We start from the raw sequence: 23,564 nt of genomic DNA on the forward strand, positions 1-23,564 counted from the left end.
TCGTTTACGGATGCCGGACCTGCCACCCGGCGCCCGGCGCCGGCTGAAGCAACGACTCCATGAGTTGCACCTCAAGGCCGGAGCGCCATCGATCGGTGTGATCCTCCGCGAGTTCCCTGTGACGGAGCGGCTCTCCCGCTCTGTCGTCCACGGAGTCTTCGCGAGCCCGGCCGTGCCCCAGCGTGACCAGGTGTCGGCTGTGACGGCCGTACTGGCGAGGCGGATTCGGAAGGCGAACGTCGAGGAGCTGATCGACGAGGTGTACGGGCTGTGGGAGGAGGCGTGGACCGAGGAGACGGGCCCCGCGGCGGAGGTGGCACAGTCCGGGGAAGACCTGCGCCCCGTGCAGCGCGCACCGCGCCAGGAGCCCAACACGCGCCTCGCGGACCTCTTCACCCTCACGGGATGGACGAAGGGCGAACTCGCGCGCCTGGTGAACAGGCAGGCGGCCGTCATGGGCCATCCCCAGCTGGCGACCGACACCTCGCGCGTGCGGCGGTGGCTGGAGATGGGAGAGAGTCCACGTGACCCCGTGCCCAGGGTGTTGGCCGTGCTCTTCACCGAACGGCTCGGGCGAGTGGTGAGGATCGAGGACCTCGGGTTCGGGGTTTCGGCCGCCACGCGACGCCCTGCGGCCGAGCCGGACGGGCTGCCCTGGCCTCCCGAGCGCACTGCCGCCGTCCTCACCGAGTTCACGGGCATGGACCTGATGCTCAACCGGCGCGGCCTGGTGGGCGCGGGAGCCACGCTCGCCGCCGGGTCGGCGGTCGGCGGAGGCGCCCTGGGGGCGAGGGAGCGCTGCGTCGTCTGCGGGAAGGCGCCCATGGGCGGATTGCTGCGCATTCCCACGGCCCGGGGCGGTGTGTGCCGCCACTGCGCCCGTGATCTCGGTCGGCTTGCCGACTGACGTCCGACCCCGTCTGCCCCTGTGCCCCCACCGTGCCTACTTTCTTTAGTTCAGGTAATGAGTTAATCTAATGAACATGCCGGACCTGTCCCGTGCCCCCGAACCGGGCGACGAAGCCGCCGTGAACGCTCTGCGCTCGGCCGTGATGCGGCTCTCGCGCAGGCTCAAGCACCAGCGCGTCGACGAGTCGCTCAGCCCCGCCGAGATGTCGGTGCTCGGCACCCTCGCCCGCTGTGGCTCGGCCACCCCGGGTGAGCTCGCCCGCAAGGAGCACGTCCAGCCGCCGTCGATGACCCGCATCGTCGCGCTGCTGGAGGGCAAGGGCCTGGTCAGGCTGGAGCCGCACCCCGAGGACCGCCGCCAGAAGGTGGTCCGCCAGACCGAGCAGGCCGAAACGATGCTCGAAGAGAGCAGGCGCAGGCGCAACGCCTGGCTCGCCGAACTGGCCGGGCAGCTCGACGACGAGGAGTGGGCGACGCTGCGCGCCGCCGCGCCCGTTCTGGAGAAACTCGCGCACCTGTAAGCACCCGAAGGAGGCGAACGCACCTTGAGTACGGGACACGGAGCAGACTCCGCACCCGCACCGAACCGCCACGACGACGCACGCACCACCTCCCTGCCGCGCACTCGGCGCACCTCCAAGGGAGGCACGTTCAGCTCGCTCCGCATCCGCAACTACCGGCTCTTCGCCACCGGCCAGGTGGTGTCCAACACCGGCACCTGGATGCAGCGCATCGCCCAGGACTGGCTCGTCCTCGGCCTCACCGGCTCCTCCGCCGCCGTCGGCATCACCACGGCACTGCAGTTCCTGCCCATGCTGCTGCTCGGCCTCTACGGCGGCGTGCTCGCCGACCGCTGCCCCAAGCGGCCGCTGCTGCTGATCACCCAGTCCGCGATGGCCGTCACCGGCCTCGCGCTCGGCGTGCTCACCCTCACCGGGCACGTGCAGGTCTGGCACGTCTACCTGACCGCGCTCGCGCTCGGTCTCGTCACGGTCGTCGACAACCCCGCCCGGCAGGCGTTCGTCGTCGAGATGGTCGGCCCGGCCGACCTGCGCAACGCCGTCAGCCTCAACTCCGCCAACTTCCAGTCCGCCCGCCTCGTCGGCCCCGCCGTCGCCGGTGTGCTGATCACCGCGATGGGCAGCGGCTGGGCGTTCCTGCTCAACGGGCTGTCCTTCGCCGCCCCCATCGCCGCACTGCTGCTGATGCGCACGAGCGAACTGCACAAGGTCGACCGCGCCCCCCGCGCCAAGGGGCAGCTGCGTGAGGGCCTGAGCCATGTGGCCGGGCGCCCGGAGCTGATCTGGCCGATCGTCCTGGTCGGTTTCATCGGCACCTTCGGCTTCAACTTCCCCATCTGGCTCACGGCGTACGTCAACGACGTCTTCCACGCCGGAGCCGGCACGTACGGCCTGCTCAACACCCTGATGGCAGCCGGTTCGCTGGCGGGCGCGCTGCTCGCCGCGCGCCGGGGCACCTCCCGGATGCGGATGCTGGTCGGCGCCGCGGCGGCCTTCGGAGCGCTGGAGATCGCGGCGGCGCTGGCGCCCTCCTTCTGGGTCTTCGCGGCGCTGCTGGTGCCGATCGGCATGTGCGGTCTGACGATCAACGTCACCGCGAACTCGGGCCTGCAGATGGCCGCGGACCCGGCCCTGCGGGGACGGGTGATGAGCCTGTTCATGATGGTCTTCATGGGGGGTGCGCCGCTGGGCGCGCCGGTGATCGGCTGGGTCACCGACGTGTACGGGCCCCGGGTCGGCTTCCTCGCCGGGGGCGTGGTCTCGGCCCTGGCCGCGGTCGCGATCGGCTTCGCGCTGGCCCGCTCGGGCGGGCTGCGCCTGAAGATCGACCTGCGTCGCGGACGCCGCCTCGTGACGTTCGTCCCGCGGGAGCGGGCCACCGCCCCGCGTCCGGACGAGGTGACGGTCGTGGCATGACGGCGGGGCCGCCGGAGGGCGTGGCTGCCGGGAGGGCGTGGCCGCTGTGACGGCGGGGCCGCCGGGAGGGCGTGGCTGCCGGGAGGGCGTGGCGACGTCGCATCGCCCCGGCGGCCGCCCGCCGGGGGAGACTGGCCCCATGCGACTGTTCGCCGCGGTGATCCCGCCCGGAGCCGCCATCGACGAACTGGCGGCCGAAGTGGCGCAATTGCGTGCCGCGCTCCCCGACCGGCACGGGCGGCTGCGCTGGACCGAGCCGGCCATGTGGCACTTCACGCTCGCCTTCCTCGGTGAGGTCGACGAGGCCCTGCTGCCGGAGCTGGGCGAGCGCCTCGCCCGCGCCGCCCACCGGCATCCGGCGCACGAGCTGCGGTTCGCCGGGGGCGGCCGGTTCGGCGACCGGATCCTGTGGGTCGGGGCGACCGGCTCGCTGGAGACCCTGGGCGGCCTCGCCCGTTCCACCGTCGCCGGCGCCCGGCGGGCCGGGGTGCGGATGGACGACGCCAGGCCCTTCCGCCCCCACCTCACCCTCGCCCGGACCGCCGGGCACGTGAACCTGCGGCCGTACGCCGAGGAGCTGGCGGAGTTCCGGGGCCGCCGGTGGACCGTCGACCGCCTGGAGCTCGTCCGCAGCCGCCTGCCGGCCTCCGGGGTGCCCGGGGAGCGCCCCCGGTACGAGACCGTGGCGGCCTGGCCGCTGGGCACCCGGCGAGCGGAGTGAGCGGTCCGGTTACGCTCAAGGGGTGGACCCGAAGACCAGGAACCGGATCATGACCGGTGCGCTCGCCGTGATGCTCGTCGTCGTCGCCGTGGTGGCCGCGGTGAAGTGACGACGGCGCCCGGACGCGCCCGGACACGCCGACGGACGTACTGCCGGGCACGGACGCGCCGACCGGCGCGCGCCCGGACACGCGGGCGGCGGCCGGTGCCGGGGTACCCGGGGGCCGCGCTGGTACGGTCCCGGCCCCGGGCACTGATCGGAAGGCGGGGTCCCGGATGGTCCACGCCGTGCTGCACGCGCTCTCCATCGCCGGGTCCATGACCTGGGAGATCACCTGGGCGCTGATCCTCGGCTTCGCCCTGTCCGCCGTCGTCCAGGCCCTCGTGCGCACGGCGTCCGTCGTCTCGCTGCTGGGTGACGACCGTCCCTGGGCGCTGGTCCTCGCGGCCGGGCTGGGCGCGGCGTCGTCCTCCTGCTCGTACGCCGCCGTCGCGCTGGCCCGTTCGCTGTTCGTCAAAGGGGCGCACTTCACGTCCGCGATGGCCTTCGAGATCGCCTCCACCAACCTCGTCGTCGAGCTGGGCGTCATCCTCGCCCTGCTGATGGGCTGGCAGTTCACCGCCGCGGAGTTCGCCGGCGGCTTCGTGATGATCGCGGTCTTGGCCGTGCTCTTCCGGCTGTTGCTGCGCGAGGCGCTGCTGCGCGGCGCGCGGGCGCAGGCCGAGCGCGGGGTGGCGGGCGCCATGGAGGGCCATGCGGCGATGGACATGTCCGTCCGGGGCGAGGGCTCGTTCGCCCGCCGGCTGCTGTCGCGCGAGGGGTTCACCGCCACCTCCCACGTCTTCGTCATGGAGTGGGCGGCGATCCTCCGCGATCTGGTGTTCGGCCTGATCGTCGCGGGTGCGATCGCCGCGTGGGTGCCCGAGGACTTCTGGCGCGCGTTCTTCTTCGAGGGCCACCCGCTGCTGGCGAAGCTGTGGGGCCCGCTGGTGGGGCCGCTGGTGGCGATCGCGTCGTTCGTCTGCTCGATCGGCAACGTGCCGCTGGCCGTGGTCCTGTGGAAGGGCGGCATCAGCTTCGGGGGCGTGGTGGCGTTCGTCTTCGCGGACCTGCTGATCCTGCCGATCCTGAACATCTACCGGAAGTACTACGGGCGGCGGATGGCGCTGTTCCTGCTCGGCACGTTCTACGCGGCGGCGGTGGTGGCGGGCTACGTCGTGGAGTTCGTCTTCGGTGGTCTCGGCCTGGTCCCGGACCAGGCGGACGCGAAGGTCCCGATGGAGGGCGTGAGCTGGAACTACACGACGTACCTCGACATCGTCTTCCTGCTGCTCGCCGCGGTGCTGACGGCGCGCTTCCTCACCACGGGCGGGCGGCGCATGCTCCGGACGATGAGCGGGTGACGGGCGCGGGTCCCCCTTGCTTCGAGCGGACTCGAAGGCGTTGGCTTGGCGCATGGAGTACACGCAGCTCGGACGCACGGGACTCAAGGTCAGCCGGCTCGTCCTCGGCACCATGAACTTCGGCCCGCAGACCGAAGAGGCCGAGAGCCACGCCATCATGGACGCCGCCCTGGACGCGGGCCTGAACTTCTTCGACACCGCCAACGTCTACGGCTGGGGCGAGAACAAGGGCCGCACCGAGTCCATCATCGGCAACTGGTTCGCCAAGGGCGGCGGCCGCCGCGAGAAGGTCGTCATCGCCACCAAGGTGTTCGGCGGGATGGACGGCGACCGTGAGCCGTGGCCGAACCACGACCGGCTCTCCGCGATCAACATCCGCCGGGCCGTCGACGCCAGCCTCAAGCGGCTGCAGACCGACTACATCGACCTCTACCAGTTCCACCACATCGACCGTCGGACGCCCTTCGAGGAGATCTGGCAGGCCATCGACGTCCTCGTCCAGCAGGGCAAGATCGTCTACGCCGGCTCCTCGAACTTCCCCGGCTACAAGATCGCTCAGGCGAACGAACTCGCCGCGCGGCGCGGCACGGTCGGCCTCGTCAGCGAGCAGTGCCTGTACAACCTCGCCGAGCGGCGCGCCGAGATGGAGGTCATCCCCGCGGCGCAGGAGTACGGCCTGGGCGTCATCCCCTGGTCGCCGCTGCACGGCGGCCTGCTCGGTGGCGTGATCAAGAAGGAGGTCGAGGGCGGGCGCCGCGCCTCCGGGCGGGCGGCGGACGCCCTGGCCGACGTGGCCGTGCGGGCGCAGATCCAGGCGTACGAGGACCTGCTCGACAAGCACGGCATCGAGCCGGGCGAAGCGGCCCTGGCCTGGCTCCTGACCCGGCCCGGGGTCACCGCCCCGATCGTCGGCCCGCGCACGCAGGGCCAGTTGGAGAGCGCGTTGCGGGCGGTGGAGCTGGAGCTGGGCGACGAGGTGCTGACGGGGCTGGACGGGATCTTCCCGGGCCCGGGGCCGTCGCCGGAGGCGTTCGCGTGGTGAGGTGAACGAGCCGGCGCGCGGCGTTCTGTACGGCTTCTCGTACGGCTTCTCGTACGGGTTCCCGTACGGTCCGTACGGGAACGCCGTGCCTCAGCGGCGGGAGGGGGCGGCTGCGTACGGGCCGCCCACGTCCCACGCCTGGTACAGCGCGGTGGCGAAGGCGGCGGCGAGGAGGTGCTCGCCGGCGGCGTTCGGGTGCGTTCCGTCGTAGGTGTCCCGGTCGATGTCCCAGCCCTCGGGAGGCGAGGCGAGCAGCAGGGGCGAACCGGGCTCGTCGAGGTCGGCGACGGCCTTGCCCAGCAGCTCGTTGAAGCGCTCGCACTCGGCGGCGAAGGGCGGGTCGTTGAGCGCGCGGACATTGAGGATCACCGGCATCAGCACGGCCCGGATCCGCGGATTGGCCTCGCGGGCCCCGGCGAAGAAACGGCGGACGTTGGCGGCGGTCTGGCCGGCGTCGGTGTAGAAGCCGAGGTCTATGAGGCCGAGGGAGATCAGCAGGGTGTCCGCCTTGCCCTGGCGGACGGCGTCGCCGATGAGCGGTGCCATGTGGAGCCAGCCCTCGCCCCAGCCGGCGAGGTGACCGCGGCAGCGCTCGGGGAAGCCGGGGTCGCCGTAGTCGAGCGACCCGGCCTCACCGGTCGTGGGGTCGTACAGCTCCCGGCGCGGGCCGACGATCTTGTAGGGGGCGCCGTAGGAGGCGTTGAGGTGTTGCCACATGCGGTAGCGCCATGTGAAGTCACCGGCGCTACCGATCGTCATCGAGTCGCCGACGAACATGATTCGCATGCGGGTCATCTTCGCAGGTCGCGCCGGGGCCGGGGATGTGACGGCGACCACCCGGCGGCGAGGGGGTCCGCCGCTGCCGGGCCGTTGTCAGTGGGTGCCCCTAGATTGAGCGGCGTTGGGGAGGCGCCTGATGACGGGGCGCTTTCCGCTCTGTCCACGTGCCCGCCAGGGGCACCGCCTTGGGGGGTCTGTCATGGGCAAGATCGTCGCGCTCGTCTACCTGTCGCTGGACGGCGTCATGGAGAGTCCGTCCTGGACCGCTCCGTACTTCGACGAGGAGCACGGCGCGTACGCGCACCGCCGGTTGTTCGCCGCGGACGCGCTGCTGCTGGGCCGCGAGACGTACGAGGGCTTCGTCCAGGCGTGGCCGGGCATGACGGACGAGGACGGCTTCGCCGACCGGATGAACTCCATGCCCAAGCACGTCGCCAGCACCACGCTGCGGACGACGGAGTGGAACGCCACCCTGATCGACGGCGACCTCGCCCAGGAGGTCGCCGCGCTCAAGGAGCGGTACGAGAACGACATCCTGATCTACGGCAGTGGCGCCCTGATCCGCTCGCTCATAGCCGAGGGCCTGGTGGACGAGCTGAAACTCTGGATCCACCCGGTGGTGGTCGGCAAGGGCAAGCGCCTCTTCCCGGAGGGCGCACCGGCGTCGACGTGGGTGCCGGCCGGCACGACCACGTTCACGTCGGGGGCCATGGTGCTCGACTACCGCCCGGCCGGGCAGGAGTAGCCGGCGGGGGCAGCCTGTCGTGGGGCCGCCCCCGCCGGACGGCGGTCAGTCGCCCTTGCCGGGGGGCAGGGGGAGGCGGCCGTACACACGTTCCGCCGCGGCGAAGCGGTGCTTCTCCGGCTGCTCCGGCGGCCGCAGGTTGGTGGCGTACGCCTGCCAGCTGAAGCCGTTGGGGTGCTGGAGCCGGACGAGGCCGTTCGCCGACTCGACGACCAGGCCGACGCCGCTGGTGAAGGTGTCCACGGCAAGGATGCCGAGCGGGACGTCAGGAACGCTCACTCGCCCCACCTGCCGCCGGTGTGGGGGAGGGAGATGACGGAGGGTCGGGGCGGAAGCGAAGGCGGCAGCGCAAGCGGTGGCGTGGGCGGGGGAGGGGGCGCGGTGCTCATGAGTCGCGCTCTCGTCCAGGCGAGGAGTCGGGCGATACGCTCTTTCATGTCATCAGCTCCTTGGAGGCTGGTGGCCATGCCCCCGGACCGGTCGCACGGTCGCGGGGGTCTTGAGTCTGCGCCAGCCTAGAGCCTCCTTGAGGCACCTGTCTACACCTAGATGCATAAAGTAGGCTCTATGTTCGGTTGCATATTGCTGCATACAGTCACGCCCGTGATGGAGTTTGACCCGACCCGGCCGAAGTGGATGCAGATCGCCGATGTGATCAGGAAGCGCATCGCGGACGGTGAATATCCGCCCGACCACCTCATCTCTGAAGTGCGGATGGAGCAGGAGTTCGCCGTCGCACGCACGACGGTACGCAAGGTCACCGCGGCACTCCGCGAAGAGGGCCTGATCGTCACCACCCCGGGCATGGGCTCGTTCGTCGCACGGCGCTAGCCGACCGGGGCGGGTGCTGCCTACGCTCGTCGCATGCCGCAGCACCCGAACGTCGAAGCCGCCGTCCGGTACCACGAGGCGGTCTCCCGGGGCGCCACCGGGGAGGAGCTGGCCCGCTTCTTTCACGAGGAGGCGGTGCAGGAGGAGTTCCCCAACGCCCTCTTCCCCGACGGTGTCCGCCGTCGTCTGCCCGATGTGCTCCGGGCTGCGGAGCGCGGGCGTGAGGTCGTCGCGCACCAGCGGTTCGAGGTGCACAACGCGGTGGCGGCCGGCGACCAGGTCGCGCTGGAGGTCACCTGGACCGGCACGCTCGCCGTGCCGCTGGGCGGGCTCCCCGCCGGCCACGTACTCCGTGCACGCATCGCGGTCTTCCTCGAATTCCGCGACGGAAAGATCTGGGCGCAGCGCAACTACGACTGCTACGAACGTCTGACGGATCGGCCGGCAGGTACGGTTTGATCATGGACATATCCAGTGTTGTCAGGGCAGCCGCGCGGCGCCTCCTCGTGGAACTGGGCGCCGGCGGGCTGACCCTCGAAGCCGTGGCCGAGGGCGCCGGTCTTGCGGTCACCGACGTCGCGAGCGTCTTCCCGCACCGGGACGACCTGTTGACGGCGCTGCTCATCGACGCCTACAACGAGTCCGGCGCGGCGATGGAGCAGGCCGATCAGGCGGCCAAGGACGACGGCGCGCCGACGGGGACCCGCTTCCTCGCGGTCGCGCGTGCCCTGCGGGCGTGGGCCCTCGCCAACCCCGCCGAATTCGCGCTGGTCTACGGTTCGCCCGTTCCCGGGTACCACGCCCCTCAGGACACGGTTCCGCCCGCGTCACGCACCCCGGCCGTGCTGGCCGGGATCGTGCGTTCCGCGCTGGAGGCCGGTGAACTCACCCCGCCGCGACGGGCGGTGCCCGGGCCGCCGCTGATCCGGCCGGAGGCGACCGCGCTGTTCGGCAGCGTGCCCGAGGCGCCGTTCGCGGACGTCATCGAGCGCGGCATCGTGCTGTGGAGCAACCTGATCGGTCTCCTGGCGTTCGAGGTCTTCGCCCGTACCCACGACAGCGTCCTCGACCAGTCCGACTTCTTCGATTTCGCCATCGCGGTGACGGCCGAAGGCATCGGGCTCGTGGTTCCCCTGGGCTAGGTTCTGTCTAGGGAAGAGCCGAGCTCGTCGGGAAGGTCCCGCCAGGCGAGTTGGTGCGGTACTTCCACGCGATGGCCGCGAGAATGCGGCGGTGGTCGGCCCACCGCCGCCCTCGAACCGGATAGGCCGGCATCAGCGGCTCGATCCGGTCCCACATCACATCAGTGATCACTAATCGGACGGACACATCCGATCAACTAACTTGCCGACCAAGAGACACGCGCTGGGAGCCGTGACGCGTTCTCGTCGCCGGTGCCACTGTCGAGGTCAGCTCTCGACTGGGTACCGACTGGTGATCGCGACGCGGTTGAATGCGTTCATCAGGGTTGCGAGCCAGGCGATGGCCGAGACCTGGTCTGCGGTGAGTACGGCCGTGGCGGCGTTGTAGTCCTCGTCGCCGACGTGTCCGTCGGACACGCGGGTCACCGCCTCGGCCAGACGCAGGGCGGCCCGCTCGGTCCCGGAGAAGTAGCCGGTCTCCTCCCATCCGGGCAGGACGGCGATCCGGTCGGAGCTCTCGCCCTTCTTCAGGGCGTCGCGGGTGTGCATGCGCAGGCAGAACGCGCAGCCGTTGATCTGGGAGATCCGGATCTTCAGCAGCTCGATCAGGAGCGGGTCGAGGCCCGCTGCGGCAGCGGCCCCTTCCACCTCGGACGACAGGGTGATGAGGGCCTTGTAGGCGGCCGGGTGCTGCTTGCCGATGTTGACTCGCTGGGGGTCGTTCATGGTTCCTTCGATTCGTTGCTCGTTCGCTGTCTCATCAGGGAGACGAAATAGCCCCTGCGGGTGTGACAGCTCAGACGCGCACGAGTTTGTCGGGATTGACGACCCGGCGGTACGCGGTGATCACACCGTCTGTGATCTGGACCGTGTCCACGGAGTGGACCCGGCCTGCGCGGTGGAACACCAGGGCGAGCTCGCCGCCGACCTCAGCGAAGTCGATACGGTCCGGATGCCACTGGCGCCCCACGCGCACCATGACCTCGGCGATGCGCTCACCGCCGTGGATGGGCCTGCGCGCCGCGGACACGTTGCCGCCGCCGTCGGTGACGAAGACGGCGTCCGGGTGCAGGAGCCTGACCAGGCCGGCCAGGTCCCCGGCCTCGTACGCGGCGCGGAATACCTCAAGGACGCGTTCGCGCTCCGCCTTCGACGCCTGCGGCATGGACTGCTTCGCCTTGGCCACCCGCCGTCGCGACCGCGAAGCGAGCTGCCGGGCGCCCGGCACGGAGACGTCCAGCACTTCGGCGATCTTGCCGAACTCCAGACCGAAGACATCGTGCAGGACGAAAGCCACCCGCTCCGGCGGGCTCAGCTCCTCCATGATCAGCAACATCGCCGAGCTGACGGACTCATCGACGAGCACCGGCTGCGAGGCGTCCGGCCCCGTCAGCAGCGGCTCCGGCAGCCACGGCCCGACATAGCTCTCCCGACGGACACGCGCACTCCTGAGAATGTCGTACGACCGCCGCGCAGCCACCGTCACCAGCCAAGCCCGCAAGTCACCGACGTCCCGGAGATCCGCTCCGGCCGCCCGCAACCACACATCCTGGGTCACGTCCTCGGCATCGGCCACACTCCCCAGCAGCCGGTACGCCACACCGAAGACCGCGGGCCGGTGACTCTCCCATCCGGCTCCGAGCGAGTCCTCCCGCTCAGACCACACGGACCCGTGCCCGTCACCCATACAGACCGCAACCTCCTCCGGCTTGCCGATTCAGCGTAGCCATCCGACCCCGGCCCATCTTTGCGTATACAACGAGCGCAGCCCCGCACCCCTGGCTGCGAGGGCGGGACCCGGCATACTCCTTCCGGGGCCATCCGCAGTCATCCGCGGCACCGGGGATTCCGGGCGATGATCCCGCAGCCTTCCGACCAGATCGGCCGCCGCCAGCGGCGAGCCGCCGCGGCGGCCAACCGCCCGGCTTCGACCGCGAGGCCAACAAGGAGCGGAACACCCTTGAGCGGTGCATCAACCGGCTCAAGCGGTGGCGCCGCCTGCATGCTGGCCGGCAACTGACGCCCTGCTGTGAGGCGCTGTGAGCGCGCCGCGGCTCACAGCGCCACACCGGGCAGAACCCGAAGCATGATCCGAGCGCGACGCCGGCCAGAGCGGCAGGACCTAGGTGCGGTGCGCCGTGGCGTGCACGGAGCCGAGCAGGCCGAGCGCCTCGGCGCTGCGGCTGCCGGGTTCGGCGTGGTAGATGATCAGCTGCTGGCCGGGTGCGTCCCGCACGTCGAACGCGTGGTGGGTGAGGGTCAGGCTGCCGACGTCCGGGTGGTGGACGTGCTTGTTCTCCCTGGTCTTGCCGCGCACGGTGTGCGCGTTCCACAGCCGGACGAAGTCCGGGCTGTACGCGGCGAGTTCGCCCACGAGAGCCCGTAGGCGTGGATGGCCCGGATCGACGCCGGACGCCTGGCGCAGGTGCCCCGCCACCGTCTCGGCCGTCCGCTCCCACCGGGGGTGGAACGACCGGCCCGCCGGGTCCAGGAAGACCATGCGGGCCAGGTTGTCCATCGCTTCGAAGGGGGAGTACAGCGCCTCGGCCAGGGCGTTGGCGGCCAGGACGTCCAGGGCCGGGTTGATGACGAACGCCGGGGTGCCGGCGTAGCCGTCGAGCAGGACGCGCAGGCCGGGGGCGACCCGGTCGGTGGCGGCGGGGGACCGCCGGGCCGGTGCGGTTCCGGACAGCCGGTGGAGGTGCGCCCGGGCGTCGGCATCCAGCAGCAGGGTGCGGCTGAGCGCCTCCACCACCTGCGCGGACGGGTGGCGTTCGCGGCCCTGTTCCAGCCGGGTGTAGTAGTCCGCGTTGACTCCTGCCAGTACGGCGACCTCCTCGCGGCGCAGTCCGGCCACCCTGCGCACGCCGTGGCTCGGCATCCCGACCTCGTCCGGCCGCACGGCCGCCCGGCGTGCCCGTAGGAACTCACCCAGCTGGTTGTCGGTCATGCGCCCAGGCTAGGTGGCGGGCCCGGTGTGCTGCCCGGGTGTGTCGCACCCAGGCAGCACACGGCCTGGGCCGTCCGGAACGCTCCGCCCAGACTCGGTGCCCTACCGAGAGAAGGGGGCAGTCATGCCGGACCGGACAGCCAAGGTCGTAGCGATCACCGGCGCAAGCAGTGGGATCGGCGAGGCGACCGCCCGCCGGCTCGCCGCCGACGGCCACCGCCTGTTCCTGGGGGCCCGGCGCACCGATCGCCTGGACCGAATCGTCGCGGAGATCACCGCCGCGGGCGGAACGGCGGCGAGCCGGCGCCTGGACGTCACCGAGGCCGCCGACGTCCGGGACTTCGTGGCAGCGGCCGGAGAGCGGTACGGCCGCGTGGACGTGATGGTCAACATCGCCGGGGTGATGCCGCTGTCGCCGCTGGAGGCGCTCAGGACGGAGGAGTGGGACCGCATGATCGACGTGAACATGCGGGGCGTCCTGCACGGCATCGCCGCCGCCCTGCCCGTGATGCGCGCGCAGGGTGGCGGGCACGTCGTGAACATCGCCTCCGTCGGCGCGCACGAGGTCTCTCCCACCGCCGCCGTGTACTGCGCCACCAAGTTCGCGGTCCGTGCGATCTCCGAGGGGCTGCGTCAGGAGTCCGCCGGTGACGTCCGGGTCACGCTGGTCTCGCCGGGCGTCACCGAGTCCGAACTCGCCGACTCCATCGCGGATCCGGCCGCCCGGGAGGCCATGCGGGCGTACCGCGCCGTGGCCCTGCCGGCGTCCGCGATCGCGGACGCCGTCGCCTACGCGATCTCCCAGCCGCCGCAGGTCGACGTCAACGAGATCGTCGTACGACCTGCGGCGAGCGCCCAGTGACGGACGGAGCCGGAATGCCGTACGCCCTCGCCCGGCGGGCGGTCATGCGAACTGGCCGGGCTGGTAGTCGCCCGCGGGCATCCGCAGCATGACGTTCATGCGGTTGAAGGCGTTGATGAGGCCGATCAGCGCCACCAGGGCCATGAGCTGGTCCTCGTCGTAGTGCTTGGTGGCGTTCGCCCACACCTCGTCCGGGACGCCGGCCCCGTCGGCGATGCGGGTGCCCTGCTCCGTCAGCTCCAGCGCCGCGCGCTCGGCGTCGGTGAAGACCGTGGCCTCGCGCCACGCCGCGACCAGGTTGAGGCGCGTCGAGGTCTCACCGGCGGCGGCGGCCTCCTTGGTGTGCATGTCGAGGCAGAAGCCGCAGCCGTTGATCTGGCTCGCTCGGATCTTCACCAGTTCCTGCGTCGCGGCAGGCAGCGGCGTGTCCGAGACCGCCTTGCCTGCGGCGATGAAGTGCTTCATGAGCTTGCCGGCGGTCTGGTTGCCGAAGACGTTCATGCGGGCTTCCATCGTGTGCTCCTTGGCCGTTGTCGGTGGGTGCACGGATACGACGGAAACAGCCGGGCGCCACGTGACACGAACGGCTGTGACGTGCGTCTCCCCGGCCCGCGGGTGGGTCAGGAGCGGGTGATGCGGGTGGGAGTGACGCCGCCGGGAAGGCGTGACGACCTCTTCCGGCGCGTCAGGAACGGCAGCCCGAGCACCGGCAGCAGCCAGACGGGCAGGACGAGCCGGGCGTACTGGCCGTAGACGGGATGCGCGATCACGCTGAGGAGACCGGTGAGCGCGGCCGCCGTGGCGAGGACGGCGAAGGTGACGTCGACGCGCCAGAGGGCGGCGAACGACAGGCCGCACAGGGCGACAGGCAGGAAGGCCGCGGTCTCGCTCTGCCAGGGCAGGTAGGACCACAACGCGGTGTTGAGCCTGACCAGGTGGGCGACGGGATCGGCGACGTCCGGTTGCTTGAAGTGGTCGGTGAAGGTGTCCTGCATGGTGCTCGCGGCCTCCGGCCACCCCATCAGGCGGGCTCCGACGGTGATCCCCGCGAACCCGGCGAGGGACGTCACCGCGAGGGCGACGGTTCCCGCATGGCGGGAGCCGCGCCGGCCCAGGCACACGATCGAAGCCGCCAGCAAGGCCGCGCAGAGGAAGGTGAACGACGAGTACCGGACGAAGCAGCCCAAGGCGAGGGCGGCACACAGCGTGACGGTCCCCGGCAGCAGGGAGCGGCGGCAGGCGAGCAGGACCGCGCCGACCAGAGCCGCCAGGGTGATGGCGACGGCAGGACCGTCGGTGAGCCGCTGCACGCCCAGGCCGCCGGTGGGCAGGGCGAAGAAGAGGATCTCGCCGGTCCAGGCGGCTCGGACACCGCCGCCCGCCAGCCGGATCAGGACGATCACCAGCGCACCCCCCGCCAGGGTGAACGCGAGGGAGACGACCCACAGCCCCGCCCACACCCCCGTGAGGGGCGCAACCAGCGAGGCGAGGAAGGGATAGCCGGGCCGGGCGTAGAAGATCTCCTTGTACCGCTCGGTCGTACCGTCGTGGCGGATCAGCCAGTCCAGGCAGCCGGTGTACGCCTTGGGGTCGGGCTGCGCACCGACCGAACCCTCGACCCGCCGGGAGGCGATGTCGTTGTCGGAACGCGCTCGGCACCAGTCCGCGGCCGCCCGGCGGACCGCTTCGTCGGGCGCGGCGCCCGTCGCGCTGTGAGCCTGGACCGTGTAGCGGTAGACGTCGTTGTTCGCCGGGGGAAGCGTGTCGCTGTGGTAGCCGAGGACCTGGAAGACGGCGAACGCCACCGCAATGAGGAGTCCTCCGGCCGCGAGCCTGCGTGTCACCGCACGGGCGCTGCCCCCGGGACGAGCGGGCGGCGCCCCCCTCATGAGGAGCGCCCGCGCGGAATACACCTCATGTGCTCTGTTTAGCCCGCACGCGCGCCCTCCGCGACCCGAGCCCCGCCGGGGGCTCCGCCGGCACGCCGGCCGGGCGGGCTCCCCCGACCGGCTTGCGCTTTACGTTGCGTCAACTTCTACGGTCGTCTGTGTGGCCGGGAAAACCGGCCCGGCGATGGGAGGGGGAACGATGGCCTGGTCGATCGCGGACGTGGCCCGGATGTCGGGGACGACGTCCCGGACGCTGCGGCACTACGACGACATCGGTCTGCTGCCGCCCGCGTGGATCGGGAGCAACGGGCACCGCTACTACGAGGAGGCCGGTCTGCTGCGGCTGCAGCAGATCCTGCTGATGCGGGAGCTGGGTCTGGGGCTGCGTGAGATCAGGGCGGTCCTGGAGAGCCAGGTCGACCAGGTGGCCGCGCTCCGCGAGCACCACCAGCGGCTGCTGGGGGAACGGGACCGGCTGGAGAAGCTCGCCCGCACGGTCGGCCGCACCATCGCCGAACTGGAGGAGAACAAGGAGAAGCACGACATGGTGAAGATCAACAGGCCGGAGAACCTCTTCGAGGGCTTCGAGACCTCGGACCCCGGCACCGACGCCGAGGTGCGGGAGCGGTGGCCGGAGGCGTGGGAGGAGTCCCGGCAGGCCATCGAGTCGATGACCGCCGAGGACACGGAGCGGTGGCAGCGCGAGGTGACGGCGCAGATGGTCCGCCTGGCGGAGTTCATGGTGGCCGGGACGCCGGTCGCCGACCCCGCGGTGCAGGCCGAGATCGACGCCCACTACCAGGGCGTGTGCCGCTTCTGGACCCCGAACGCGGAGGCGTACAAGGGGCTGGGCCAGACCTACGTCGATGACCCGCAGTTCCGCACGAACTACGACAAGATCGCCGAGGGGCTGGCCGTCTACCAGCGCGACGCGATGGTCGTCTACGCCGACGCCCGTCTGGGCTGACCGGCGACTCACCTCTGCCGGGGGGCTGCAGACCCCCGGCGACCCGCACTCGCTCCGGGCGGCCGGCCACCCCGTCCGGCACCGCCGTTAGGGTTAATCGATCAACCCGAACGAAAGGCCACGGCGCTCACGGTGACCGAGTCCCGCCCCCACACCCTGTTCTCCTTCGGCACGCTGAGGGACGAGCACGTCCAGACCGCGCTCTTCGGACGGGCCGTGCCCACGTCCGCGGCATCGCTGGCCGGCCACACGACCAGGCCCCTGAAGATCACCGACCCGTCCGTGATCGCCACCAGCGGCCTCGACGTGCACCTGACCCTGGAGCGGAGGACCGGCGCCGAGGTCGAGGGAGCCGTCCTGCACCTCACCGACGAGGACCTCGCCGCGGCCGACGCCTACGAGGTGGACGACTACGTCCGCCGGCGGGTGCTCCTCTCCTCCGGGGAGAGCGCCTGGGCCTACGTGGACGCCAAGCCACTGCGCCCGGCGGAGCGCATCGTGATCGTGGGCGACAGCATCGCCTACGGACGCTGCGACCCGCACGGAGGCTGGGCGGCCCACCTGGCCGCCGCCCACATCGCCGGCGACGAGGCCCGGTGCCGGGTCTTCAACCTGGCCATCCCCGGGACCACCCTGACCGAGGTCGGCGAGCAGACCCCCGCCCTCCTCGGCCCGCGCCTCCCGGACACCCTCCTCCTCGCCGCCGGCATCAACGACTCCGCCCTGCGGCTCGCCGAGGAGCAGAGCCACGACGGCCTGGCGCACATCGCGGACAGCCTCGGCTCCCTCGCCGTCACGGCCCTGAGCCACAACGCGCGACTCGTCGTCATGGGACCGGTATGGCTCGACGAGACGCGCACCGGCGACTACTGGGGCCTGCGGTTCACCGAGGCCAGGGCGCTGGCCCTCCGCGAGACCCTGCAGACCTGGTGCGCCGGGAACCACGTCGACTACCTCGACATGTGGGAGCCGCTGCGCGATCGCCCCGGACTGTTCACGGACGGCCTGCACCCCACCCCCGAAGGACACCGGGAACTCCACCGGCACCTCGCCGCCCTCAGCAGCTGAAGCAGCGGACGAGGGCCGTGGTGTGATGGCGGCGTGACCCGCACTGCCACCGAAGACAGCAACCGCCGCATGCTCCGGGCGCGGGACGCCATGGACCGCGCCTACGCGCAGCCGCTGGACGTCCCTGCCCTGGCCCGGATCGCCCATGTGTCGGAGGCGCACTTCACGCGCACCTTCCGGGCCACGTTCGGTGAGACGCCGCACCGCTACCTGCAGCGCCGCCGCGTCGAGCGCGCGATGTTCCTGCTGCGCGAGACCGACCGCAGCGTGACGGACATCTGCTTCGAGGTCGGCTTCGGCAGCACGGGGACCTTCAGCCGCACGTTCCGCGACATCGTCGGCCGGTCGCCCCGCGAGTACCGCCAGCAGGCCGTGGCGCAGCCCGTCCCCACGTGCTTCGCCATGGCCTGGACGCGGCCCGCCGGCAGCTGAGCAGTTTTGGATAAGTTTCCCGGACCGTTGCCGCATAACGTGGTGCACATGTTCAACGCCATCACGCACTCGCAGATATACGTCCTCGACCAGGACGAGGCCCTCGACTTCTACGTCGGCAAGCTCGGCCTGGAGGTCAGCGCCGACATCCCGCTGGGCTTCATGCGCTGGCTGACCGTCAGCGTCCCCGGCCACCCGGAGCGCCAGATCCTGCTGGAGCAGCCGGGCGGCCCGATGATGTCCGAGGAGACCGCTGCGCAGGTCCGGGACCTGGTCACCAAGGGTGCGATGGCCGGCTGGCTCATCCTCACCACCGACGACTGCCGCAAGACGTACGAGACGCTGCTGGCCCGGGGCGTGGAGTTCACCGAGGAGCCCACCGAGCGCCCGTACGGGACCGACTGCGGCCTCCGCGACCCCTTCGGCAACCGCATCCGCTTCACCCAGCCGCGGGTCTGACCGGCGTGCGCACACGATGCAGCCGGGGCCGCGTGGTCGCCGCGGTCCCGGCAGTGTGCGGGGAGGAGTGCGTCAGCAGGGCCTGACGTACCAGATGGGCTCCCAGTAGTAGTTCGCCTCCCACGAGTACGCGCCCGCCGTGGTCGTGACCACGCCGTGGTTGCGGTTGAGCAGCCGCGCCTGGGTGCCCGGGGTCTGGTTGTTGACCCACGAACCCCAGCCGCGCCAGTTGGACAGCGCGTGGTCGCGGCAGTGGTACAGGTTGAGCTGGTCGCCGGTGTAGTACGTGCCCCTGTACATGCAGAAGTTCTCGTAGGGGCAGTCGCCCAGCCGTGCGGCCGCGCCGGCCTTGGCGTCCAGGTCGCGGGCCTTCTCCTCGCCGGGCAGGGTGAGGACGAGCGTGCCGGCGCCGGTCTCGATCTTGTTGGCGGCGATCTGCCGGCCGCCCGTGCCGGCCAGGTAGCCGTCGACCCTGCTCTGCAGCTCCTTGGCCTGGGAGCCGGTCAGGCCGGCCTGCTTCGCCTGGGCGGCGAAGTCCGCCGGAGCGGTGGTGGCCGAGGCGGCCGTGCCGGTCGCGCCGATCAGGGAGCCGGCCAGGGCCGTCGCCGCGAAGGCCGTCGCGGTGAACTTGCGCAGTGCCATGCGTGATTCCCCCTTACGGGTGCCGAGCCGAAGCCCACCCGGTGCGGGTGGGCACGCCAGCCAGTCTCCTCAGGACATGCACCGGATCCCAGTGGGTTCAGCGGTGCTCGAAACACACTGGTGGAATGAGCCGTTCAGCGGTCCAGGGCACCTTCCAGGATCCGCAGCCACTGTTCCACCACACGCCGCCGCCGTGCCCGGTCGTCCGTCAGCAGCGTCGCCAGGCCCAGCCCGCGCGCCATGTCCAGCAGGCCCTGCACGGTTTCCCGCACGCCCGGGACGCGTTCGTCCGCGCCGAGCAGCTCCACGGCCATGCGGTGCGTCTCCCGGCCGACGTGCGCCTCCAGGGCGGTCACGCGCTCGCGCAGCTGTGCGTGGTCGTGGGAGGCGGCGACCCATAATTGCAGCGCGGCCCGGAACAGCGGGCCGGTGTAGAGCTCGACGAGCTCGGTGACGACGACGTACCGCCGTGCGGGCCCCACGATCGGCGAGGCGGCGGCCACCACGGACCGCAGTGCCGCCGAACGTTCCTCGGCCACGTACTCGACCGCCGCCGTGAACAGGTCCTCCCGGGTGGGGAAATGATGCTGGGCGGCACCGCGCGAGACGCCCGCCCGCTCGGCGACGACGGAGACCGTCGAACCCGCCCAGCCGTACTCGGACAGACAGGAGATGGCCGCCTCCAGCAGGCGCTGCCGCGTGGCCCGGCTGCGGTCCTGCTTGGGGCCGGTCAGCGCACCCACGACGGGTCCCTCTTCGCCAGGAACGCCGTCATTCCCTCCCTGGCCTCCGCCGACGCGAACAGCCGCGCCGACCGCTCCCCGAGCTCCGCCGCATCGCGGTCGAACGCGCGCAGCACCTCCGCCGTGACCAGGCGCTTCGACTCGGCCAGCCCCTGCGGGGACCCCCGGCGCAGCCCGTCCGTGACGCGGGCGACGAACGCGTCGACGTCCTCGTCCACCGCCGTCACCAGGCCGATCCGGGCCGCCTCCGCCGCGTCGAAGCGCTCGCCGGTCAGGTAGTAGCGCGCCGCCGCCCGCGCGTCGAGGCGCGGCAGCAGCGGCAGCGAGACGACCGCCGGGGCCAGGCCCAGCCGCGCCTCCGTGAAGGCGAACGAGGAGAACGGGCCGGCGACCGAGATGTCGCAGGCCCCCAGCAGCCCGAGCCCCCCGGCCCGGACGTGCCCGGTCACCCGGGCGACCACGGGTTTGGGAAGCTCCACGATCGCCCGCAGCAGCCGCGTCAGCTCCGCGGGGCCGGTCGGCGTCGGCTCGGACAGGTCCGCGCCCGCGCAGAAGGTGGTGCCGGTATGCGTGAGCACCACCGCACGGGTGTCCGCGTCCTCGGCCGCCCGCTCCAGGCCGTCCCCCAACTCGCCCACCAGCCGGGCGGAAAGAGCGTTGCGGTTGCGGGGGGAATCCAGGGTCAGCGTGGTGATGCCGTGCTCGTACGAGCTGCGGACCAGCATCGCGGACCTCCTTCCGGATCGAAGGTTCTCAGTAGGACTTGGGCAGGCCCAGCGTCCGGTGCGAAACGTAGTTGAGGATCATCTCCCGGCTCACCGGCGCCACCCTCGTCACCCTCGCGGCCGTGATGAGCGAGGCCAGCCCGTACTCCGAGCTCAGCCCGTTCCCGCCCAGGGTGTGAACCGCCTGGTCGACGGCGCGCACCGCGGCCTCGGCGGCGGCGTACTTGGCCATGTTGGCCGCCTCGCCGGCGCCCTCGTCGTCCCCGCCGTCGTAGAGCGCGGCGGCCTTGTACATCATCAGGCGGGCCAGTTCGAGCTCGATGTGCGACTGCGCCAGGGGGTGGGCGATGGCCTGGTGGGCGCCGATCGGCTCGCTCCACACCTGGCGCGTGCGGGCGTAGTCGGCGGCCCGCGCGACCGCGTAGCGGCCCATCCCGATCGCGAACGCGGCCGTCATGATCCGCTCCGGGTTGAGGCCGGCGAACAGCTGCAGCAGCCCGGCGTCCTCGTCACCCACCAGCGCCCGCCCCGGCAGCCGCACCTCGTCGAGCACGAGCTCGAACTGCTTCTCCGGGGAGGCGACGTCCATGGGGATGGGGCGGCGCGTGAAGCCGGGGGCGTCACGGCCGACGACGAACAGACAGGGCTTGAGCCGGCCGGTCCGGGCGTCGGCGGTCCGGCCGACGACCAGGGTCGCGTCCGCGACGTCGGCGCCGGAGATGAAGACCTTGCGGCCGGAAAGAACCCAGTCGTCGCCGTCCCGGCGCGCGGTGGTGGTGAGCCGGTGGGAGTTGGAGCCGGCGTCGGGCTCGGTGATGCCGAACGCCATGCGCAGGGTGCCGGCGGCCAGACCGGGCAGCCAGGTGCGCTTCTGCTCCTCCGTGCCGAAGCGGGCGATCACCGTGCCGCAGATGGCGGGCGACACGACGAGAAGAAGCAGCGGACAGCCGGCTGCCGCCAGTTCCTCCAGCACGATGGCGAGCTCGGTGATACCCCCACCCCCGCCCCCGTACTCCTCCGGCAGGTTGACCCCCAGATAACCCAGCTTGCCGGCCTCCTCCCAGAGCTCGTCAGCATGCCTGCCGTCGCGCACGGCGGCGGTGAAGTAGTCGCGGCCGTAACGGGTGGCGAGAGCGGCGACGGCGGCGCGCAGGGCGTGGTGTTCGGGGGACTCGGCGGGAGGCCCGCCGCGGGTGTCGCTCATGAGGTCTTCTCCTCGGTCTCGGTGACCACGGCGAGCAGCTCTCCTACCTCCACCTGGCGGCCCGGCGCCGCGTGGAGGGCGGTGAGCGTCCCGGAGGCGGGGGCCACGACCCGGTGCTCCATCTTCATGGCCTCCAGCCACAGCAGCGGCTGCCCGGCCCGTACGACCCGCCCGGCGGCGACCCCGTCCGCGAGCCGCACGACGGTGCCGGGCATGGGGGCGAGCAGCGAACCGGGTTCGCTGCGGACGGTGGGGTCGGGGAAACGGGAGAGAGGCGTAAGAACGTAGGAGCCGGCGTGGAATGTATCGACGTACACGGGACCCGACGGCCCGTACGAAGCCACGTCGAGCACGCGACGCACACCGCCCGCCTCCAGCACCACCCGCTCACGGTCGGCGTGCAGGACCTGAAGGCCCGGAAAGCCCTCGACGTCCAGCCCGTCACGGGTGAGGCGGTATCGGATCTCGTACTCGGAGTCCCCGCAGCGATAGGTCTTGATCTGCGGCTGGGAGGGAACGTTGCGCCAGCCGCCGAACCGATGACGCCCCTGGGCATCGGCGACGGCGGCGGCGAGAGCGGCCAGCCGGGCATCACCTGGCGAGCCGGCGACCTCGGCCAGATGCGCATCGAAGAACCCGGTGTCCATGCGCCCCCCGACGAACGTGGGATGTCTCAGGCTGCGCACGAGCACATCACGGTTGGTGGAAGGCCCATGCAAACGGCCGAGCTCCAGTACACGCGCGAGGAGACGAACGGCCTCCGCCCGACTGCCCGCCCAGACAACGACCTTGGCGAGCAGGGGATCGTAGTGAACACCCACCCGATCCCCGTCCTCGTACCCGGAGTCGACGCGCAGGACGGGACGGTCCGCAGGCGGGAACGGACGGGAGGCGACGGGGCCGGAGGGGCGGGGGTCCGGGACGCTGCCGTGTATTTGCGGGCCCGAAGGGACGCCGGACAAGGGATGCGGAGTGCCGGGCCCGTAAATATACGGTCCCGGACCCCCGCCCCGGAGGCCCCGGCGCCGGCCCCCCGACGCACCGGCCACCCCAGACGCTTCGTCCCCGACCGCCAGCCGATGCACAACCCCGGCCTGTGGCGCCCACCCCCGCCCCGGATCCTCCGCGTAGAGCCGAGCCTCCACCGCATGCCCCACCGCCTCCGGAGGCGAGCCCAGCGCCACCCCCTCCGCGATGCGCAGCTGCAAGGCCACCAGATCCACCCCGTACACGGCCTCCGTCACCGGATGTTCCACCTGCAGGCGGGTGTTCATCTCCAGGAAGTACGGCCGGCCGTCCGCCGCGACGAGGAACTCGACGGTGCCGGCGCTGACGTACCCGATGGCGCGGACAGCCGCCTCGGCGGCCTCGCAAAGGGTCCGCACGAGAGCGTCCGGCAGACCCGGCGCAGGCGCTTCCTCGACGACCTTCTGATGCCGTCGCTGCAACGAGCAGTCCCGCGTCCCCAGCGTCCACACCGTGCCGTGCTCGTCGGCGAGGACCTGCACCTCCACGTGCCGCCCGCCCACCACGTACGGCTCCACGAACACCTCGCCGTCACCGAACGCGGCGGCCGCCTCCGCCCGGGCCGAGGCCAGCTCGCCGGGCAGGGCGGACAGGTCCCGTACGACCCGCATCCCGCGCCCGCCCCCACCCGCCGCGGCCTTGATCAGCACGGGCAGGCCGGCCCCCGTCACGGCCTCCGGCGCCAGGGGCGCGAGCAGCGGCACCCCGGCGTCCGCCATGATCTGCTTGGCGCGCGTCTTCGACGCCATGGCCTCCACGGCCTCCGGTGGCGGCCCGATCCACACGAGCCCCGCGTCCCGCACGGACCGGGCGAATGCGGCGTTCTCGGAGAGGAACCCGTACCCCGGGTGCACGGCGTCCGCGCCCGCGGCACGGGCGGCCGCGATCAGCAGGTCGCCGCGCAGGTACGTGTCCGCGGGGGCGGAACCCGGCAGCCGCACGGCCGCGTCGGCCTCCCGCACGTGCCGGGCGTCCGCGTCGGCGTCGGAGTGCACGGCCACCGTCGCGAGGCCCAGCTCGCGGCAGGTGCGGAAGATGCGGCAGGCGATCTCACCGCGATTGGCCACGAGCACCGAAGAGATCATGC

26 protein-coding genes and 2 pseudogenes are annotated in these 23,564 nt (G+C 71.8%); 15 read left to right on the forward strand and 13 right to left on the reverse strand.

All coding sequences use genetic code 11. The features are described 5' to 3' along the window. Nucleotides 1–343: 343 nt before the first annotated feature. From LE181_RS09475 to LE181_RS09500, 6 genes and pseudogenes are all read left to right on the forward strand, one after another. A pseudogene (locus tag LE181_RS09475) lies at nucleotides 344–775 on the forward strand (NsdA family TPR-like regulatory protein); the annotation flags it as partial. 208 nt (nucleotides 776–983) lie between these two features. Further along, a complete protein-coding gene (locus LE181_RS09480; protein WP_190112929.1) occupies nucleotides 984–1,430 on the forward strand; it encodes a MarR family winged helix-turn-helix transcriptional regulator in 447 nt (148 codons plus the stop codon). Between the two features lie 24 nt (nucleotides 1,431–1,454). Next, entirely contained in the window at nucleotides 1,455–2,846 is a 1,392-nt protein-coding gene (locus LE181_RS09485; RefSeq protein WP_225660763.1) for an MFS transporter, read from the forward strand. A gap of 139 nt (nucleotides 2,847–2,985) precedes the next feature. Next, a complete protein-coding gene (thpR, locus tag LE181_RS09490) occupies nucleotides 2,986–3,567 on the forward strand; it encodes an RNA 2',3'-cyclic phosphodiesterase (protein ID WP_225660764.1) in 582 nt (193 codons plus the stop codon). Nucleotides 3,568–3,842: 275 nt separating this feature from the next. Then, complete coding sequence (locus tag LE181_RS09495) at nucleotides 3,843–4,970, forward strand: permease (RefSeq protein ID WP_225660765.1); 1,128 nt, start codon at nucleotides 3,843–3,845, stop codon at nucleotides 4,968–4,970. A gap of 52 nt (nucleotides 4,971–5,022) precedes the next feature. Next, the gene (locus LE181_RS09500) at nucleotides 5,023–6,012 is read left to right on the forward strand and encodes an aldo/keto reductase (RefSeq protein WP_225660766.1); all 990 of its coding nucleotides are present in this window, start codon (nucleotides 5,023–5,025) and stop codon (nucleotides 6,010–6,012) included. Nucleotides 6,013–6,102: 90 nt separating this feature from the next. Here the strand turns inward: LE181_RS09500 and LE181_RS09505 are convergent, their stop codons facing one another. After that, nucleotides 6,103–6,798, reverse strand: a complete 696-nt coding sequence (locus tag LE181_RS09505; protein ID WP_225660767.1) for a GDSL-type esterase/lipase family protein — start codon at nucleotides 6,796–6,798, stop codon at nucleotides 6,103–6,105. A 193-nt stretch (nucleotides 6,799–6,991) separates the two neighbouring features. Between LE181_RS09505 and LE181_RS09510 the strand changes: the two genes are divergently transcribed. Then, nucleotides 6,992–7,537: a dihydrofolate reductase family protein gene (locus LE181_RS09510; RefSeq protein ID WP_225660768.1), complete on the forward strand. Its 546-nt coding sequence runs from the start codon at nucleotides 6,992–6,994 to the stop codon at nucleotides 7,535–7,537. A 45-nt stretch (nucleotides 7,538–7,582) separates the two neighbouring features. Here the strand turns inward: LE181_RS09510 and LE181_RS09515 are convergent, their stop codons facing one another. Beyond that, nucleotides 7,583–7,816 (reverse strand): hypothetical protein, encoded by a 234-nt coding sequence (locus tag LE181_RS09515; protein WP_225660769.1) that lies wholly within the window; start codon nucleotides 7,814–7,816, stop codon nucleotides 7,583–7,585. 324 nt (nucleotides 7,817–8,140) lie between these two features. On the opposite strand from LE181_RS09515, the gene LE181_RS09520 reads away from it, so the two are divergent. From LE181_RS09520 to LE181_RS09530, 3 genes are read left to right on the forward strand one after another with little or no spacing between them, the layout of a single operon-like run. Continuing rightward, on the forward strand, nucleotides 8,141–8,368 hold the full coding sequence (locus LE181_RS09520) for a GntR family transcriptional regulator (protein WP_225660770.1): 228 nt from the start codon (nucleotides 8,141–8,143) through the stop codon (nucleotides 8,366–8,368). 33 nt (nucleotides 8,369–8,401) lie between these two features. Next, complete coding sequence (locus LE181_RS09525) at nucleotides 8,402–8,827, forward strand: nuclear transport factor 2 family protein (RefSeq protein WP_225660771.1); 426 nt, start codon at nucleotides 8,402–8,404, stop codon at nucleotides 8,825–8,827. A 2-nt stretch (nucleotides 8,828–8,829) separates the two neighbouring features. After that, nucleotides 8,830–9,510, forward strand: coding sequence for a TetR/AcrR family transcriptional regulator (locus tag LE181_RS09530; RefSeq protein WP_225660772.1), 681 nt, complete (start codon nucleotides 8,830–8,832; stop codon nucleotides 9,508–9,510). Nucleotides 9,511–9,524: 14 nt separating this feature from the next. On the opposite strand, the pseudogene LE181_RS09535 reads toward LE181_RS09530, so the two are convergent. The 4 genes and pseudogenes from LE181_RS09535 to LE181_RS09550 all read right to left on the reverse strand — a co-directional run. Further along, nucleotides 9,525–9,697 (reverse strand): annotated as a pseudogene (locus tag LE181_RS09535) (transposase); the annotation flags it as partial. Between the two features lie 80 nt (nucleotides 9,698–9,777). After that, a complete protein-coding gene (locus LE181_RS09540; protein ID WP_225660773.1) occupies nucleotides 9,778–10,236 on the reverse strand; it encodes a carboxymuconolactone decarboxylase family protein in 459 nt (152 codons plus the stop codon). 70 nt (nucleotides 10,237–10,306) lie between these two features. After that, on the reverse strand, nucleotides 10,307–11,197 hold the full coding sequence (sigJ, locus tag LE181_RS09545; protein ID WP_225660774.1) for an RNA polymerase sigma factor SigJ: 891 nt from the start codon (nucleotides 11,195–11,197) through the stop codon (nucleotides 10,307–10,309). Between the two features lie 435 nt (nucleotides 11,198–11,632). Beyond that, a complete protein-coding gene (locus LE181_RS09550) occupies nucleotides 11,633–12,460 on the reverse strand; it encodes a helix-turn-helix transcriptional regulator (RefSeq protein WP_225660775.1) in 828 nt (275 codons plus the stop codon). 124 nt (nucleotides 12,461–12,584) lie between these two features. Between LE181_RS09550 and LE181_RS09555 the strand changes: the two genes are divergently transcribed. Then, the gene (locus LE181_RS09555) at nucleotides 12,585–13,322 is read left to right on the forward strand and encodes an SDR family oxidoreductase (RefSeq protein ID WP_225660776.1); all 738 of its coding nucleotides are present in this window, start codon (nucleotides 12,585–12,587) and stop codon (nucleotides 13,320–13,322) included. 42 nt (nucleotides 13,323–13,364) lie between these two features. On the opposite strand, the gene LE181_RS09560 is transcribed toward LE181_RS09555, so the two are convergent. Together LE181_RS09560 and LE181_RS09565 are read right to left on the reverse strand one after the other, a co-directional pair. Continuing rightward, entirely contained in the window at nucleotides 13,365–13,835 is a 471-nt protein-coding gene (locus tag LE181_RS09560) for a carboxymuconolactone decarboxylase family protein (RefSeq protein ID WP_225660777.1), read from the reverse strand. Nucleotides 13,836–13,942: 107 nt separating this feature from the next. Beyond that, nucleotides 13,943–15,166: a hypothetical protein gene (locus tag LE181_RS09565; RefSeq protein WP_225660778.1), complete on the reverse strand. Its 1,224-nt coding sequence runs from the start codon at nucleotides 15,164–15,166 to the stop codon at nucleotides 13,943–13,945. A 244-nt stretch (nucleotides 15,167–15,410) separates the two neighbouring features. Between LE181_RS09565 and LE181_RS09570 the strand changes: the two genes are divergently transcribed. The 4 genes from LE181_RS09570 to LE181_RS09585 all read left to right on the forward strand — a co-directional run bounded on the left by LE181_RS09570 (nucleotide 15,411) and on the right by LE181_RS09585 (nucleotide 18,137). Continuing rightward, entirely contained in the window at nucleotides 15,411–16,178 is a 768-nt protein-coding gene (locus LE181_RS09570) for a MerR family transcriptional regulator (protein ID WP_225660779.1), read from the forward strand. Between the two features lie 132 nt (nucleotides 16,179–16,310). Next, nucleotides 16,311–17,246, forward strand: a complete 936-nt coding sequence (locus tag LE181_RS09575; protein WP_225660780.1) for a GDSL-type esterase/lipase family protein — start codon at nucleotides 16,311–16,313, stop codon at nucleotides 17,244–17,246. A gap of 69 nt (nucleotides 17,247–17,315) precedes the next feature. Then, on the forward strand, nucleotides 17,316–17,678 hold the full coding sequence (locus LE181_RS09580) for a helix-turn-helix domain-containing protein (RefSeq protein ID WP_225660850.1): 363 nt from the start codon (nucleotides 17,316–17,318) through the stop codon (nucleotides 17,676–17,678). Nucleotides 17,679–17,726: 48 nt separating this feature from the next. Continuing rightward, nucleotides 17,727–18,137, forward strand: a complete 411-nt coding sequence (locus LE181_RS09585) for a VOC family protein (RefSeq protein ID WP_225660781.1) — start codon at nucleotides 17,727–17,729, stop codon at nucleotides 18,135–18,137. Between the two features lie 72 nt (nucleotides 18,138–18,209). On the opposite strand, the gene LE181_RS09590 is transcribed toward LE181_RS09585, so the two are convergent. The 5 genes from LE181_RS09590 to LE181_RS09610 form a co-directional block, all read right to left on the reverse strand. Further along, nucleotides 18,210–18,779, reverse strand: a complete 570-nt coding sequence (locus LE181_RS09590) for a hypothetical protein (RefSeq protein ID WP_225660782.1) — start codon at nucleotides 18,777–18,779, stop codon at nucleotides 18,210–18,212. Between the two features lie 134 nt (nucleotides 18,780–18,913). Continuing rightward, entirely contained in the window at nucleotides 18,914–19,522 is a 609-nt protein-coding gene (locus LE181_RS09595) for a TetR/AcrR family transcriptional regulator (protein WP_225660783.1), read from the reverse strand. Continuing rightward, on the reverse strand, nucleotides 19,510–20,247 hold the full coding sequence (locus LE181_RS09600) for an enoyl-CoA hydratase family protein (RefSeq protein ID WP_225660784.1): 738 nt from the start codon (nucleotides 20,245–20,247) through the stop codon (nucleotides 19,510–19,512). The genes LE181_RS09595 and LE181_RS09600 overlap by 13 nt, the downstream gene beginning before the upstream one ends. 28 nt (nucleotides 20,248–20,275) lie before the next feature. Beyond that, nucleotides 20,276–21,451 (reverse strand): acyl-CoA dehydrogenase family protein, encoded by a 1,176-nt coding sequence (locus LE181_RS09605; protein ID WP_225660785.1) that lies wholly within the window; start codon nucleotides 21,449–21,451, stop codon nucleotides 20,276–20,278. Then, nucleotides 21,448–23,562, reverse strand: coding sequence for an acetyl/propionyl/methylcrotonyl-CoA carboxylase subunit alpha (locus LE181_RS09610; RefSeq protein WP_225660786.1), 2,115 nt, complete (start codon nucleotides 23,560–23,562; stop codon nucleotides 21,448–21,450). The genes LE181_RS09605 and LE181_RS09610 overlap by 4 nt, the downstream gene beginning before the upstream one ends. Between the last annotated feature and the right edge of the window lie 2 nt (nucleotides 23,563–23,564).

Source organism: Streptomyces sichuanensis, from assembly GCF_020328095.1.
Classification (GTDB): domain Bacteria; phylum Actinomycetota; class Actinomycetes; order Streptomycetales; family Streptomycetaceae; genus Streptomyces; species Streptomyces cinnamoneus.